The organism is Arthrobacter globiformis, assembly GCF_030817195.1.
Classification (GTDB): Bacteria; Actinomycetota; Actinomycetes; order Actinomycetales; family Micrococcaceae; genus Arthrobacter; species Arthrobacter globiformis_D.
In genome coordinates, this window is record NZ_JAUSYZ010000002.1 from 21,336 (window position 1) to 35,930 (window position 14,595).

Annotated in this window: 8 protein-coding genes and 3 pseudogenes; 6 read left to right on the top strand and 5 right to left on the bottom strand. The window is 59.1% G+C overall.

Annotation, left to right across the window (positions count from 1 at the left end; translation table 11 throughout):
• Positions 1 to 309 precede the first annotated feature (309 nt).
• Both QF036_RS23945 and QF036_RS25465 read left to right on the top strand, forming a co-directional pair.
• Positions 310 to 3,192 carry an FAD-binding and (Fe-S)-binding domain-containing protein gene (locus QF036_RS23945; RefSeq protein ID WP_307106124.1) on the top strand — a complete coding sequence of 961 codons (2,883 nt, stop codon included), beginning with the start codon at positions 310 to 312 and terminating at the stop codon, positions 3,190 to 3,192.
• 118 nt (positions 3,193 to 3,310) lie between these two features.
• A complete protein-coding gene (locus tag QF036_RS25465; RefSeq protein ID WP_444875989.1) occupies positions 3,311 to 3,682 on the top strand; it encodes a DUF7793 family protein in 372 nt (123 codons plus the stop codon).
• A gap of 407 nt (positions 3,683 to 4,089) precedes the next feature.
• Here QF036_RS25465 and QF036_RS23950 read toward each other — a convergent pair.
• From QF036_RS23950 to QF036_RS25405, 3 genes and pseudogenes are all read right to left on the bottom strand, one after another.
• Positions 4,090 to 4,338 (bottom strand): annotated as a pseudogene (locus QF036_RS23950) (hypothetical protein); the annotation flags it as partial.
• A gap of 575 nt (positions 4,339 to 4,913) precedes the next feature.
• Positions 4,914 to 5,123 carry a hypothetical protein gene (locus QF036_RS23955; protein WP_307106126.1) on the bottom strand — a complete coding sequence of 70 codons (210 nt, stop codon included), beginning with the start codon at positions 5,121 to 5,123 and terminating at the stop codon, positions 4,914 to 4,916.
• Positions 5,124 to 5,363: 240 nt separating this feature from the next.
• Positions 5,364 to 5,608: pseudogene (locus QF036_RS25405) on the bottom strand (DUF4383 domain-containing protein).
• Positions 5,609 to 6,633: 1,025 nt separating this feature from the next.
• Here QF036_RS25405 and QF036_RS23970 point away from each other — a divergent pair.
• Complete coding sequence (locus QF036_RS23970) at positions 6,634 to 6,906, top strand: hypothetical protein (protein WP_307106128.1); 273 nt, start codon at positions 6,634 to 6,636, stop codon at positions 6,904 to 6,906.
• A 60-nt stretch (positions 6,907 to 6,966) separates the two neighbouring features.
• Here the strand turns inward: QF036_RS23970 and QF036_RS23975 are convergent, their stop codons facing one another.
• Complete coding sequence (locus QF036_RS23975; protein WP_307106130.1) at positions 6,967 to 7,245, bottom strand: hypothetical protein; 279 nt, start codon at positions 7,243 to 7,245, stop codon at positions 6,967 to 6,969.
• A 440-nt stretch (positions 7,246 to 7,685) separates the two neighbouring features.
• Here QF036_RS23975 and QF036_RS23980 point away from each other — a divergent pair, with 440 nt between their 5' ends.
• Both QF036_RS23980 and QF036_RS23985 read left to right on the top strand, forming a co-directional pair.
• Positions 7,686 to 8,309 (top strand): hypothetical protein, encoded by a 624-nt coding sequence (locus QF036_RS23980; RefSeq protein ID WP_307106132.1) that lies wholly within the window; start codon positions 7,686 to 7,688, stop codon positions 8,307 to 8,309.
• A gap of 276 nt (positions 8,310 to 8,585) precedes the next feature.
• On the top strand, positions 8,586 to 9,575 hold the full coding sequence (locus tag QF036_RS23985; RefSeq protein WP_307106134.1) for a hypothetical protein: 990 nt from the start codon (positions 8,586 to 8,588) through the stop codon (positions 9,573 to 9,575).
• Between the two features lie 499 nt (positions 9,576 to 10,074).
• Here the strand turns inward: QF036_RS23985 and QF036_RS23990 are convergent.
• Positions 10,075 to 10,374: pseudogene (locus QF036_RS23990) on the bottom strand (DUF4193 family protein).
• Between the two features lie 187 nt (positions 10,375 to 10,561).
• Here QF036_RS23990 and QF036_RS23995 point away from each other — a divergent pair.
• The gene (locus QF036_RS23995) at positions 10,562 to 14,530 is read left to right on the top strand and encodes an ATP-binding protein (protein ID WP_307106138.1); all 3,969 of its coding nucleotides are present in this window, start codon (positions 10,562 to 10,564) and stop codon (positions 14,528 to 14,530) included.
• The last annotated feature ends 65 nt before the right edge of the window (positions 14,531 to 14,595 follow it).

Here is a 14,595-nt window from a genome sequence, read left to right on the forward strand (position 1 = left end):
ACGACAGCTCCAGATCAGCTCATGCAGCATAGCGTAAGACACTGCCTCCAGCGGACTGCTCCGGATCTGACATAACGGAAGCCGGCCCACAGAGACGGGGAGTTGCTGCTCCCACAGAGCTTCGTCGCGGCCGTTTTCTGCGGGCGGACCGGGATATGGCGGGGCGTTCCGCCCTGCTGGTCATTGAACGGTCAGCACCCTTGGTGTCGCTGCACTCGTAATGGTCGCGCCCATAATGCTCGGCTGCCCGAAATTCACGGATAGCCGGCCAATGTTTATCACCTGACAATCGGCACAGTAGGAGAAGAAATGACCCCGGTCGCCCTGCGAGAGGACCTGACCACCCGCGTTGCATACGTTTCGGACGCCTCTATATATCGGCGCGTACCCGCAGCTGTTGTTGAGCCCCGTACGGTAGAGGATATTCGAAACGCCTTGTCCGTCGCGAAGGAACGTGGTTGGTCCGTCGTGTGCCGAGGGGGAGGTACTTCTGTGGCCGGAAACGCGATCGGTGACGGACTCATCATCGATACCAGCCGCTACTTCAATCAGATTTTGGGCATCGACCCGGAGGCCCGTACGGCCCGGATCCGCCCGGGAGTGGTGTGCGACACGCTGCGCGACGCGGCGGAAGAGTTCGGGCTCACCTATGGGCCCGACCCGTCCACGCACTCGCGCTGCACCGTCGGTGGCATGTTCGCCAATAACGCCTGCGGCTCCCACTCCTTGGCCTGGGGCACTGCCGCCGACAATATCGTCTCCCTCAAGCTGATGCTGGCTGACGGGCGGGAAATTGAAATCAGCGACACCAACTGCAGCGATCCGGTTATACAGGACGAGCTCAGGCGGCTTCGCGACGAGCACCTGGGCATCCTGCGGACCGAGCTTGGGCAATTCGCCCGCCAGGTATCCGGATACGGGTTGCATCACCTTCTCCCCGAGAATGGCTTTAACGTTGCCCGGGCCATGGCGGGATCCGAAGGCACCTGCGGGATTATCACCGAACTGACAGTCAGGCTCGTCAAGCGTCCCCGGGCCACGGCGCTGGCCGTCCTGGGATTCTCCGACGTCTTCGAGGCTGCAGCCACTGCGCCCCGTCTGAGGCGGCCTGGGGTCTACACAGTGGAAGGGATGGGCGCTGACCTCCTGGCCGCACTGCGGACCCGGCCCGGGCAACACACCGCCGGCTCCGAACTCCCCGACGGGGGAGGTTGGCTGTACGTGGAAGTCGGCGGAGAAACGCCCAGCGGGGCCGGCGACGCCGCCCGCGCGCTGGTTGAAGAGCTGGTCCGGGAGCGCCGCATCGTGGACTCAGTCGTGGTGACGGAGACCAAGCAGGCGCGCGCCCTATGGCGCATCAGGGAAGCAGGTGCCGGCATCGTCACCCGACTGCCCGACGGCGGCGAGGCCTGGCCCGGCTGGGAGGACTCTGCCGTGCCCCCGGAGCACCTGGCGGACTACCTACGCGACCTCTATAAGATCCTGGACTCGCATGGGCTGCGCGGCATACCGTTCGGCCACTTCGGCGAAGGCTGCGTGCACATTCGGATCGATTTCAGCCTTGGGGCAGAAGAAGGAGTTCTCGGGTACCGGGCGTTCATCGAGGAGGCGGCCGCCATGGTGGCCCGTTATGGCGGATCCTTGTCGGGAGAACACGGTGATGGGCGGGCACGGTCGGCGCTGCTGCCCTTGATCTACTCCGCGGAAGCACTGACGGCCTTCGCACAATTCAAAAACATCTTTGATAAGGAGAACTTCTTTAACCCGGGCGTTCTCGTTGATCCGGAGCCGATCGACCAAGGCATCCGTCCCGGTCCCGGAAACCGTACCTTCGAGCTGACCCCGGTTCACGCTTTCAGTCATGACGGCGGGTCATTCTCAGGCGCCACGAACCGCTGCGTTGGCGTCGGGCTCTGCCGCTCCGATGCGGGTTCCATGTGCCCCTCCTACCAAGTGACCCGGGACGAGGTCCATTCCACCCGCGGGCGGGCGCGTGCGCTGGGGGAGATGTTGCGCGGGGAGTCAGTGACCGATGGTTGGCGATCCAAGGAAACGCTGGAGGCGCTGGACCTGTGCTTGTCATGCAAGGCCTGCTCCAGTGAGTGCCCGGTCAACGTCGATATGTCCACGTACAAGGCCGAGTTCCTCCATCATCACTACAAGGGCCGCATCCGTCCCATGGCCCACTACGCAATGGGATGGCTGCCGCTGACATCCCGCCTGCTGGAGGCTGTCCCGGGCGCCGCACGATTAGCCAATTGGACACTTGGGTTCCGCCCGGTCGAAGAGCTGGTCAAACGCCTGGCCGGCATAGAACCCAAGCGCCGCATGATCCACTTCGCACCCCAAACCCTGCGGCAGTGGTTTGCAACCCGTACCCGGGCACAGGAAACAAGTTCGGGTGCGCCGACCACACCCGGTCCGGAACGACCCACCGTGATGCTGTGGCCGGACACGTTCAACAACTTCAATTCCCCCGAGGTTGGTCAGGCCTCGGTCGAAGTCCTTGAGGCGATGGGGTATCGCGTGATCCTCCCTGATGGCCAGGTTTGTTGCGGGCTGACATGGCACTCCACCGGACAGCTGGACATGGCCAAGCGGATTATTTCGCAGACTCTGGACTCATTGGGTCCGGCACTGGACGGAAAGACGCCCATCATTGGACTGGAGCCGTCCTGCACCGTCATGCTCACGGAGGAGATCACCGAACTGTTGCCCGATGACCCCCGGGCCGCCAAGCTCGCACGCCAAGTCGTGACTCTGGCAGACATCGTGGCGGCCCACCGAGGACCCTGGCCGTTCGGCGAAATCAACATCAAAGCCATCTCCCAAGTGCACTGCCATCAGGAAGCGAAGGGATCCTATGCCCCGGACAAAGCCGTGCTGCAGAAGCTAGGAGTGGACACCGACATCATTGCCTCCGGCTGTTGTGGACTCGCCGGCAACTTTGGTTTCGAGCCTGGGCACTGGGACGTCTCACAGGCTCTGGGGGAACGTGAACTGTTTCCCACGGTGAGAACGAAAGACGAAGCCACGCTCGTCCTCGCAGACGGTTTCTCATGCCGTACGCAGGTAATGCAAGGCACCGGAGTCAGCGCCCGCCACTTGGCCGAAGTACTGAGACTGGCACTTGACCAGAGGACACCACAACGGGCCGCGCAGCATCCGACCGACGCGTCGAAGACGAAGTGATTCCCGGCCAAGTTAGAGCCGGCCTTTGCCTGGACTCCGAGGTGACGAGAGCTCCGTATCTTAGGTGGCGCACCTCCTGGCAACGGCACGGCAGCACATTTATCCCCCCGGGGTCCCTGTGACCCGCAAACCGTGCCAGGGCACTCAGAACTTAGTTTGGCTCTCCGGGGGAGTGATGTACTTGCGATGGCGTGCCGGAGCGGTCGTAGAGGAGAACGCAATAGCAGCGATGGCAAGGGTCTCTGAGCTGAGCCTCGGAGGTGCTTATCCCTTGCTCGTCGACGTTTGGGGAATCCAAAAGGTGGACTACCGCGCTCGAAGAGCGTTTGCGGCCGGGCCGTGGCGTGTGACCCGCGTGGCATTAGTCGCGTTCTCGGCAGTGGATCGGGTCGCGGTGCATTTCTATCTGAGCAGGCATCCCCCGGCTTGCCCCGCAAGACTGTTCGAGTCTGCACACGAGGCACTGATCTGGCTCCGAGGCGCTCTTTAGCCCTGAGGAAGCCCTGCGTCAGCTTCACGGAGAATCCGAATGGACAGCCTGATACCAGGATCCGGACGCACAATCTTCAGTCCGCAAGATCCCCAACCGTGCCGTGTGGCGATATTCCCAGAAGGAGGTGCACGGTCGTCCTCGATGATCTCGTCCAGCTCCATGGCCAGTCTGGCGTCGCGGCGGAACGCGGCCAGCACCTCGAGCGGGCAAGCCTGCAGACTGGAGCGGGCATACACCGCGCGGAAGAATCCAATCCGCCCAAATTCTGCCTTCCGAAGTAGCTGTGGCCACTTGTTCAAGACTCACCCGTCAGCCTGCTGCCGCGAATGCCCGTGCGGCAGCCAGGACCGCCTGCGCCCCATCCTCGACGTGGCCTTCCCGAAGCAGCCGCGCCGGCGGCACGTCGTCGAGCTGGGGACCAGTGAACGCAGGTCATCCAGATTGGTGCAAGCCGATCCGTGATGTGCACCACCACGGTGTCCCCGTTACGGGCAAACCGCAGCATCTTGACCTGCTTTTATAAAGGCCATAGAACTCAATCTGACAGGTTGAGAGTTTTGTAGGCACTCAGTCAGCTCCGGTCTGGACGTGTCCCTGCCTGGGGCTTTGTCCGTGAAGACCCGATCCAGAACCTGATGCTTCGATCGTTTGATGTCAGGTTGGGGTGTACTTCAACGTGACCAGGGGAGCGACCGAGTCGACCTCCTGCCGTCCAGGGAGTCGTGATTAAACGAAGTGCTGCCTCGTAAGCCGCGGGCTGCTGGGCGCCCTGTAGGCCGTGGTCCACCCGGCCAGCCCTCGAAGTTTGTCTCCCACGCAGTTTGTTCGCTCTGGTCGGGGCCACGACGCCGTGGTTGTCGAAGGTGCCTTACGCCGAGCGCTGACAGGGATAGACAGCGGCACCGAGGCGGCGTCGCCGCGCAGTCAAAGAACTCTGCCTACGGTTGCTGACCAGCAGGCAGGGGGAGTGGAGCGAGCGTTAAGCCTGGCGACCGCAAGGAGCCCTTCTTGGGCGTCACTCTCATGCGGCCACAAGAGAGCAACCATCGCCGCCAGCAGTCATCCCAAAGTCCTTCCTTTAGGGTGAAATGCTCCAGAACCACCTGGCACGAGTCAGGTCATGACCAGCAGCTCACTAGAGCTTGGCGCTGTTGCTGGAAAGTGGCCGTGGCAGAGCACAGGGGCTCGTTCACCGGAGGAAGTTAACTGGTCCGGCATGCCACGATTTTCAGCCGATGTTTTCCAGCACCAGGTCAGTGACTGCGCACTGCAGTGCATTCAGGTCGATCCCGGCGAAGGGAAGAATTTCATAGATGAAGGCATCGAAGTCAAAAGGGTGACAGTCTCCGCCATGGTTCCAATACAGGATCCATAGGTCGATCAGGGCCAGTTCCTCCTGTTGCAGGAGGTTCCTGGCGGTGAACCTCAGCTCTTCCATGACCAATCCTTGCTTCTGCTACCTACACCCCACAAGACCGGCAAGCGCCAGGAAGACAAGATTTTGGAACTGCCCCTTCTTGGTCTCGCGCGGAGAAGAAGTGTGGCTTGGCGTGCTGGGTCGAGCTGGAACAACGCCCGCAGCAGAAGCCGCCCGGTTCCGCGACAGGTCAACCCCTGACCGCCCCGGTGATGGCCGAAGGTCAGGGGTTGGCTTGGTGCGGCAGCTGGTTGGTGATTGTCAGCGGCGGGTTTCGATGTTCCGGGAGAGCAGTATCGCCAGGGCGATCATGGCGAGGCCGAGGATGAAGTGCAGCCAGTTGTCGGCGTTGTTGACAGGGACGAAGTTCGCGGGGTGTCCTGGCCGACGAGCAGTTCGTAGAGCCAGAGCACCAGGTAGATGACGCCGCCGTAGAGAAGGAAGTTCCTTGCCTGGCTGCGGGTGAGGGCCTTGAGGATGCCTGCGGCCCCGAAGATCAGGTGCAAGGCCCTCTGCCGTTCCGCAAATGATGGACAGGGTCCAGGGGCCGGTTCACAATGAGGGGTGTGATGGCTCGGCCCCTGATGTTCCGATGCACCGCGGTCCGGGGCGCCGATCGGTCATGGAGGAGGACTAATGCGGATGGCATTGATGAGGGCCGCTGTTTTCGCTGCCCTCATTGGAAGTATGTTTTGGATTCCCCCCGCGGCCGGTACCTCCGGCGGACTCGGAGCCGCGACCAATCAGATTTTGGTCGCCTCGCCGGGGGTTTCCCGAGGACAGCAGCCTTCTCCTACTGACGCTCCGACGGGGCCCACTCCAGCGCCGACAGGAACAGCAACTCCGGCTGAATCTTCACCGCCTTCCCCCGCAGGTCCCAGCAACACCGGGACGGCCCAGAGCAGTGACGGCACCGCCCTCGTGATAGGGGCCGCGATCATCTTGATCGTTTTGCTCGTGGTGTTTTATCTCTGGAGACGGCGGGGGTCGGTGAGGGACCTTTAAGGGCAGGAATAGCGGCAGAGCAGGGTGGGCAGCGGGCACCGTGGGGGCACTGGCACCCTTGCCTGACGGGACAAAAGTACCTGCTTGTGCTCGCTCCAGATGACTGGCCGGGCCACTTTTCGTAGTGGATTCATGGACGGGAGACGTGCTCAGGGATCACCTTTTTCGCCGTAGTATCACGGAAAGGTCACCAACCAGGGCGTGGAGTTCGTGCAGGATTCGGAGACCCGCATCCGTGCTGGCGTTGCGGGTTGCTGCAGCCCGGGTGTGCTCCGAGATTAGAGCCGAGATTTCGGCGCTTTCCGGAGGGTACCGGAAACTTCGATTGCCGTTCACGTCGGCCCAGGAAGGTGCCCTCACCGAGGGCCTTGGGATGAGAGGCTCTCCTAAGCGGGTCTCGCTTCAACGATGAGCCGCAGTGTTCGGGCGGCAGCAGCCCACGGAACGTTCCCCTACCGCTGGCATATCCTAGGCTGACATAAACGACACAAAGCTGTGGCCTAAGTCAGGGAAGGACTCCGCTGTAATGACTGTCAAGGATCAGTGGGACCGGCTCGATCCGGGCACAAAGAAGTGGCTCCTGGATAATCCGGGATGCCTGATCCTGCCGCATTCCATAACAGCAGTCATCCGTGAAAAGTCCGGCCATGACATCAAGTGCGATCAGCACGGGCAGATGATGTTGTCCCCGCAGGACCGGGACTTCATCCGTTCAAAGGCCAGCGGCGCAGCGACCACAGCCCCCGGCCACCTCCCCGGCGTTCTTCAAACGCCGACAACCGGCCTTTCGTCAACCTGAAGGGGCACGGGGCACAAACCAGGTTGAGGCGGAGTATGGGGCGTGGGTGTTGCAGGCTCCCTAGATCAGGTCGGGCGCACTTGAAAGAATGTAATCCGCGGCAGCCGGCCCAGTCATTGAGAGGGTGTTCTGTCTAGGGACGATGCCTCTGGCGCCCAGCCCCGCCCACAGGGCATCGGCCGACTCAGGAGGACACCCATTGAGCGCGCACCAGCTGGTGTAGAGGCCGAACAGCTGTTCTTCCCCCAAGCCCTTCTCGCTACCAGGGTCAGCCGTCGTTGCTTCCCGCAGGAAGTCATCAAAATGGGTTGTACTCACGCCAAAGCTTTCCCTAATCATGTTCGTTACCTGGGGTCCAGGGTTCCCGATAGCAGTACCTGAAACTGCTGACCCGAAGCTATCTGCACAGCGTTCTTCCTGTCCAGTGACTCGCATCCGATGAAAGCCAAGCAAAGGCCGAATCGCCGATTATCGACGGCACAGTGAGCCCGTCCATTGGCCACCAGATGCGGGAATCTCTCACACAGTGGGAGTCAAAATCGAACGCCGATAATCCACGTTATGTAAAGTAAGTAGGCTGATAGTTTCCAACGCCATCTTATTCAGCTTAATCCACCCCGCCATCAGTAAGCCATGACCGCTGCCGCTGCATTCACCGGACAACGCCTCGCCCCTTGGCTTCGGATAATCCCGCCCCAGTCAAGGAGAGAACCGCGTATCTGCGCGGCTGGCCCGCGTCTACACGCTGATTCCCACCGACTTACCGATATGGTCGAATCATGATTGAGCCTGATAGCTCCCCGCCTGTACCGGGCAGTATTGGTATTGGTGTTGTAGACGGTGGCTACAACGACGAGTCCCAGACTGAAGGCATCCGCCAGGAAGTGCAGGACTGGCTCCGCCGCGCGGGGCTCAGGGCAAGTCCTGTTGACATACCGGGCACGGGAAGCGCAGTCGGCCCGTTTATGGAGAGCGTGGTTCAGAATGTATGGGCCTCACTCCTTATCCTTGCTGCATCCAAGGCTATCGTCGCGACGAAGAACATGCGGGACAGGAAACACCGCCGGAAGCTCCGCGGGGCGCAGCGGCCTTGTCTTATACAAATCTGGGACAATCGAGGGGCTGAGCGTGATGCCGTAGAGCTCCTACGCCTTCTGCCTGACATCCACATGCAACTTGAACAGGCCTTCCCTAACAGGATGTATTCCTTTTTTATGATGTCGGCCCTAGATAAGCCAGACATCCAGAGGCTGCACATAAAGCTGGAAGACTACGATGACCTCCGCCTCACCACGTGGCAGGCCAGCAAGATGCTGTATCGAATGTCGAACACACCTTTTGCCTTCATGTACTTGGAAGCCGGCCCGTACGGCTCGAGGCGAATCAGCCTCAACGCCATTTAGCCCCTGAGGAACGAAACGGCCAAGAAATTGCTGGGGCTGCTCCCGCCCCCCACCACGGGTGCTCCTGAAGAAACGATAATCTCCGGCGTCCGACCCGCATTTGGATGCAGCCGTGAGGTCTCACACTCCAGAATTGGATGAGATCCGGTTGTGGCCGCCACCGTCACCCTTATTCGAGTTATGAGTAGTCCAGAGCCAGAGCGACTGCGGTCCCCTGTACGGCGGACCGATTATGCTTCCTAGAACTGGATCAATAGAAAGCTCTTGCTTAGTCTGATGAACATTAACCTCGCAGCCTTCCTTATGAGTCTCCTCGCAGGATTGGCAATTCACTTATTTTTCAAGGTCATGAGGCGCCACGGACCAGCAGGACAGGGTGGAGCGGGCCAACGTCAGGCTCAGACGGCATATCTGTCCGTTTCCGATTATGTGGCCAACACACCCAGGCGCAGGCTGTACTACGTGGCTTTCAGGCATCTACCTCCTCTTATAGTGACGATGCTCCTGTGCGGCCTACTGAATAAGCTCTTTCCGGAACTCTGGACATTGCCTTATCTCCTTGCCGCGACATTTTCTTCGGTGTTGTTCGGGAGCTTTCGTGAGTCCTTACGACGAGATATTTACGTGTCCGAGCGCCTTGTACACATCTACAATGTAGTGGTTGTCAACTTGATGGCCGTGCTGACAGAGCCCTTCAGTCACTCACTCTGGTTAGCTGCAGTAACACCATCTCTTGAGGGGATTGTCGATAACATTTGGTCCTCCCTATTCGTCAGTCTCATAGTTATCGCCTTCTTAGAGTTCTCATCTCAGAAGCACTCTGCAAGCAGGGGAGAAGAACGTAGGGACACCACCGAACGTTTTGTGGCGGCTTCGCTAAGCAGCATTGAAGCAAAATTCGGCTCCCACGTTGATGCCTTGTGCGGGGATGATCTACTCCTCAGGCGGCTGATGAGGGCAATCCTGGTCTTCGAAGATATGAACCGACCGGCCTGGATACGGCTTATCGAACGCCTTCTTGTCAGGCTGCCTGGCATATCGATGACTGTCGGTGTAGCTCAGGTCAGCTCCGATCGCCCGCTCTCCGACTTCGACTCTATAACCCTTGCCCACAAGCTTTTGGTCGAAAGAAGCCAGCCTGGCTGCAGTTCGGCAAAACATGCAGACGAGGAAGAGAGGCTGAATCACCTGATCGGAACGTACAACCCGAACGTGAAGTACCTTCAGGATGTCATGTCTGTCTACAGGCTGGTTCCAGTCGGCTGAATGCAGAGCACAACGGATGGTGCTGCCGACCCACATCATTATCAAGATCGCCTGGCACCGCCATGAGCATGGTCAGCTCGACTTCCTGACCAAACGAATAATCGAAGCCTCGCACTAAACCCCGTCCCTAGGGCACTCCCCAGACTTGGTGGATGAGTTCCTGAAACTGTTCGAGAACCCGCGCATATATGTCATGGCTTATGGAAGCAAAATAAAGGTGAATGAGAGCACGATCAAGAAGTTTAGTTCCAGCGTTGCTCGCATGGAGGTCGTCTCGCTAAACAACCAGTTTCGGCAGATTAGCAGCGCAGAGTCGCAGGCTAAGCTCGGAATTTCGTGGATCAAGATCGTCTAAAAAGTTCCACTGTGGAAGAGTGTCGTATCTGGTATACCTCTTTGGGCTCGGAGTGAATTTAGCCGACGGTGACGACCTCTGCAAGGGGCAGGAATTGGACCTTCGAGGCCGCAGGCCGAGGGGCAGCTGTTGAAGACAGTCGCCTTAGCCCTCGCACTCGACGCAGTGGGAATGGCGGTTGCTCTCGCGCGCCAGTTGGGAACCGGGGGCGGACCAAGAAACAGGAATAACAGGTGAGCTCGCCCTTGCCCTGCGGGATGACTTGAACGATCAACTCCTCGGAGACAATTTCTCCCCCGGGAGTCAGCCCCTCATCGAGAGCGTCCGCTTCATCGAGCTCTGTCACGACGCTGCGGGTCATCAGTGGCATTTGCAGACTGCCATGTCCAGAGAACAGTTCTGGGATTCCTTGACGTCGGAACGGACTCCGTCGTAGTCGGCTATATAAACTATCGAAATGCCAGCTCCCTCGGGTTTGAGTCCACTACGTACAGCCGCGCGCAGAGACTTGCAGTTCCTGATTCTGGGGCGTGTTGCTACTCCGGGTAAGCGGGCCGGGTCCCGGCTGTACAAGGACACTCGCTCCGCCCCAAATCTCAACCAATATGTAACGGCATTACTGAGGACCAAAATGCCGGATATTGAGCCGGACGATCGCTTCACCTGGCTGGTAATCACGCATGTGCTCCTGAGCGCCAGTGACGCGTCGTGGCCTGAAAACCGTGACCTCATCGCTGCGAAGCACCTGCTGGCCCTTGGTAACCGCGGGGAGTATCACGACGACCTGCCTGTTCCAGGACACGTCGACACGTTGGAAAGCGTTCGCCGTTCCCTGAAGCGTCCAGGGACCGCCAGGGACTTCGCGGAAAACATGACATTACGGAAAGCCTTCGTTGCACGGATTTTTGGCTTTTCGGACCCAGGAGTGCTCAAACCAGGCAGCCCGTCCAGCGATCAGATCACAGGTGGCGTATTTAACGCAGTTGAGCGGTTCATCGAAAGTACCGGCACCGAGGAACTCACTGAGCTATTCGGCAGCCTGCAGCAAATCACTGATGAACCGCAAAGCGATGCACATGATTCCGAGGCAGTGTCTGCTGTCTCCATTCAGGACCCTGCCATTCCCCTAAACGTGAACCGGGTCCTCGCATTGGGCTACCGTCTTGAACAGGCCCTGGGGGCCTTCACCCAGGTACAGAGAGATGACGCGAACCGAGCGGTTGACTACGTCCGTCGTAATGTGGAGGACGGTATCTTGCAAAGGATGTCCGCACCCGTCGTCCGATCCAACATTCAAGTGGTAATTGGGGAAGCGGGCAACGGAAAGTCCACGCTGCTGTGGGGTCTTGCCCGTAGGGTTCGGAGCTTGGGAAGGCTGAAGCCCATCCTCGTTTCGGCTGCATGGCTGAGGGGTAACGAGCAAGACGGCCCCCTGCTTGAGCCGGAGGACCTTGTTGCTGCTGCAAGGAGTATTGACAACCTTGTGGTCCTCATCGACACCGCGGATTTACTTTTGCACGACGAGCGGGCACGCTTCCTGCTACTTCATGTCATAGAGCAATTGAGCTCAAAAGGTGCCCGGGTACTACTTACAACGCGGCCTGCCGAGGCGATACACCTACCGGAAGATTTTGGCACCAGGGTCTCTTTGGGCCTTTATGATCCGGACATGGAATTGCCCACGGCAGTTCGCTCATTGTCGTCAAGGTTTTGCCCTGACAGTGATGCGGAAATGATTCGCGGTTCCATCAGCTCTGCGGTTACAAGAGGATTGCCGGTCAGCTCCGTTTGCCGATCGCCCCTCATGCTGAGGATGCTTTTTGAAGTATCCGGTGACTCCGGGCCCCTCATGGACCTTGATGTGACGGCGTTGTATGAACTCTATTGGAAACAGCGTGTCCAGCAAGACTTGGGTCCAGGCCGAGACGGTGCCGCTTCCCACCATGACCTGAGCCGAACGGCTGGCCAGGTTGCCCTGCAGATGTTGGAACTCGGATCGCCCGAGGTTCAAGAAACAGAGATGGACTCCGTGTCGGAGGAAGGTGGGCGCTCCTCACTGCTGCTGCTGGAACGACGGAACATCCTCACCCGCACAGGCCCTCTCCTGTCCTTCTTTCATCAGACCATGTTCGAGTTTGCGGCGGCGAAAACCATTTTGCACCGCGACCCTGCCCTGGGCTTGCAAATTCTTCTCACCCGAGTCTTGGAGAGACCATCTGATTTATTCGTAGGGGCGGTGCTGGAGCAAGCGCTGATTCTGTTCGGCAAGCACAGGCGCCTTAGGCCAGATCTCTCGAAAGTCTTATCCATTCTGTGCAGCTCTGAGTTTGACAGTCTGCAGGGAATCGGCCTGATCGGTGTCGCACATAACTCTTGGGTCCATGCCACTGATGACGACCAAGTGCCTGGGTCGCACACCATTATCGAAGCACTTGAACGCCTCCCTGGGCCTTTGGTCCGTCAGTTCCTGCGGGCTATTCCTCGCATCGAACGCCTCGACATCGAACTCACGCTGCATCAGCTGTCAGCTGTTTGGGGTAGAAAGGAAGCAAGTCTTTGTCTCGAGGTACTTGAAACCGCAAATAAACTTAGACACCGCTATCCGACACAAGTAGCTACCTGGTTCAGGTTGGTGGATTGTTGCTCTTACTTCATCGACTGCCATCCCAAGGGCTTGGACGCTCCCGTCCTGCTGGAGTTACTTGAAGCACTTCCCGGTTATGGCTCTGCGAACGGGGTCGCCGCTGTCCGCAGCGCTTATCCACGGATACTGAAGAAGCTAGGAGCTACCGCTGGCCGCACGACCTTCCTTTCGATACTGGCGAGTATCAACCGGAATTGGTCACTCATAGGATCGCAAGAGTACCTCGACGAGATCGTGTCTGTTGTTGATTCTGTCCAAAGCGGAGCAAACAAAGCAGGGCGACCGATGCGCCCTCCGGAGGGGCGCATCGTTCAGACTGCACTCGCTCAGGTCTTGCTCGCCCAAGAACTGATCATTGACGAAGAATCGCCCGTCGAGGCTGAGGGCCGATGGATGCATAGGGCTCGGGACCTGTGTTCGGACCTGGAACAAGATCCCCGAGGGACTCGGACCGGAGCGCGACTGACCTCCCTTGCGCTCTACGCGCGCGGGCTTGCCGACTCGGGCGGCGCTCTGAAGGCAATACTGGACGAAGTCATGGCTTTGCAGAACTGGCAGGCACTGCGGCAACTTCCCGTGAACTTCTTTGCCGTCATCTTAGAGCGCGAGTGCCAAGCTGCGGAGTTACTCGTTCCGCGGCTGATTAGCTGGTTAGGTTTCCTACCGGTCGAGCCCAATAAGGCGAAAAGCCTTCAGGACATCCAGGCCTCCGTTGCTCGTGCGACCCTTGCCGATGCACGAGTGAGCAAACGGAGCTTTCAAGCCATCTGCTTAGACATGGGTTCTGCGACCGTCGAGCGCTGGCACCAGCGGGCCTGGCTGCTATCTGTGCTTCCTTTTGCAGCTGCTGCAGGAGTAGCAACGGCAAATCAGGCAGTCACGGAACTGACCACTGGTCAAGCTCAACTGGGTAGCAAGGAGAGCAGGGATTTCCTCGATTCTGCCAGTGACCTGATCGTCTCTACCCCTGAATTGTGCGCACCCTTTGTCCAACTTGCCGTCCATCAACGAGCTGCCGGTTCGCTCAGACAAGTGTTAACCAACACAAGCGCCGATGAACGTGCGCAAGCTGCACAGCACCTGCGACTCCACAGAGATGCGATCGCCGCCATGGTGTTTGACATGACCAGGAGCTCTAATGGCGAGCAATCAGCAGCTGCCGAACTTCTCCGAAGTCTCGTGCAAGAGAACGTGGTGAATCTCGATTGGCCCACACTGCAGAACGCTTTGGATGCCGCAACCTATCCCAACGCACGCGCTGTCCTGGTCAGATTGATTCATTTCGTGCAAGGGGACAGCAGCAACGGTAACCCCGACAAGCGGTTGTCGTGGATACGGGAGTCGGTTCGATTGAAAGGGTCAGTCCTAAGGCGGCCGGCACCGGACCGCCGACAACTGCCCCCGGTTCTCGCCAACGCCTTCCGTGATTCCTGGCTAATGATGCTCCAGGAATTAGGAGGGGCTGAAGACCTTGAATTAGCTGTTGCCCTTTGTCTCATGCCGTTTCAGACGGAGCGCGGCCCCACCCTCGATGTAGTGGGCTTCGTGCCGTTTGGAAAAATGATAAAAAGGTTGGCACCTGAGATTTCGGACCCTCACAAAGCCAGGGACGCGCTGCTGCACGTGGCGATGCAACTCGCTGCCGCCAACTACTCCGGTAAACAGAAAAGGAACGCATCCAGTGCTCTGGCTCGCGCCATCGCTCCCCTATTGCAGCGCGAGGAACGTCAAGCCTCTCCTGCACTATTAGGTGCACTTGCCTCTGTTCCGTCGCCTTTCGCGAAAAAGATCATCCAGACGGTAGCCCAATTGGCGTATCTGCAACGTCGAAACGAGCTCCTGTCCCTCCTGCACTCCCCTATCCCCGAGGACGTGCGCGCCATTGCAATTTACGAGTTGCGGCGCCGAGGTGACCCAACCGGCTCCAGCCTCTTCCCCGAAATCAGAAACTTGTGACGGCACCACCGAAACCGCTCGTTCTTTGACGTAGGGGTCCAACAGGTATCCCGGGAGACAACGAA

Excerpts from the sequence above, each read along its gene's own strand:
- QF036_RS23945 (WP_307106124.1), top strand. The coding sequence starts at position 310 with ATGACCCCGGTCGCCCTGCGAGAGGACCTGACCACCCGCGTTGCATAC.
- QF036_RS23955 (WP_307106126.1), bottom strand. The coding sequence starts at position 5,123 with ATGGAAGAGCTGAGGTTCACCGCCAGGAACCTCCTGCAACAGGAGGAA.
- QF036_RS23970 (WP_307106128.1), top strand. The coding sequence starts at position 6,634 with ATGACTGTCAAGGATCAGTGGGACCGGCTCGATCCGGGCACAAAGAAG.
- QF036_RS23975 (WP_307106130.1), bottom strand. The coding sequence starts at position 7,245 with ATGATTAGGGAAAGCTTTGGCGTGAGTACAACCCATTTTGATGACTTC.
- QF036_RS23980 (WP_307106132.1), top strand. The coding sequence starts at position 7,686 with ATGATTGAGCCTGATAGCTCCCCGCCTGTACCGGGCAGTATTGGTATT.
- QF036_RS23985 (WP_307106134.1), top strand. The coding sequence starts at position 8,586 with ATGAACATTAACCTCGCAGCCTTCCTTATGAGTCTCCTCGCAGGATTG.
- QF036_RS23995 (WP_307106138.1), top strand. The coding sequence starts at position 10,562 with ATGCCGGATATTGAGCCGGACGATCGCTTCACCTGGCTGGTAATCACG.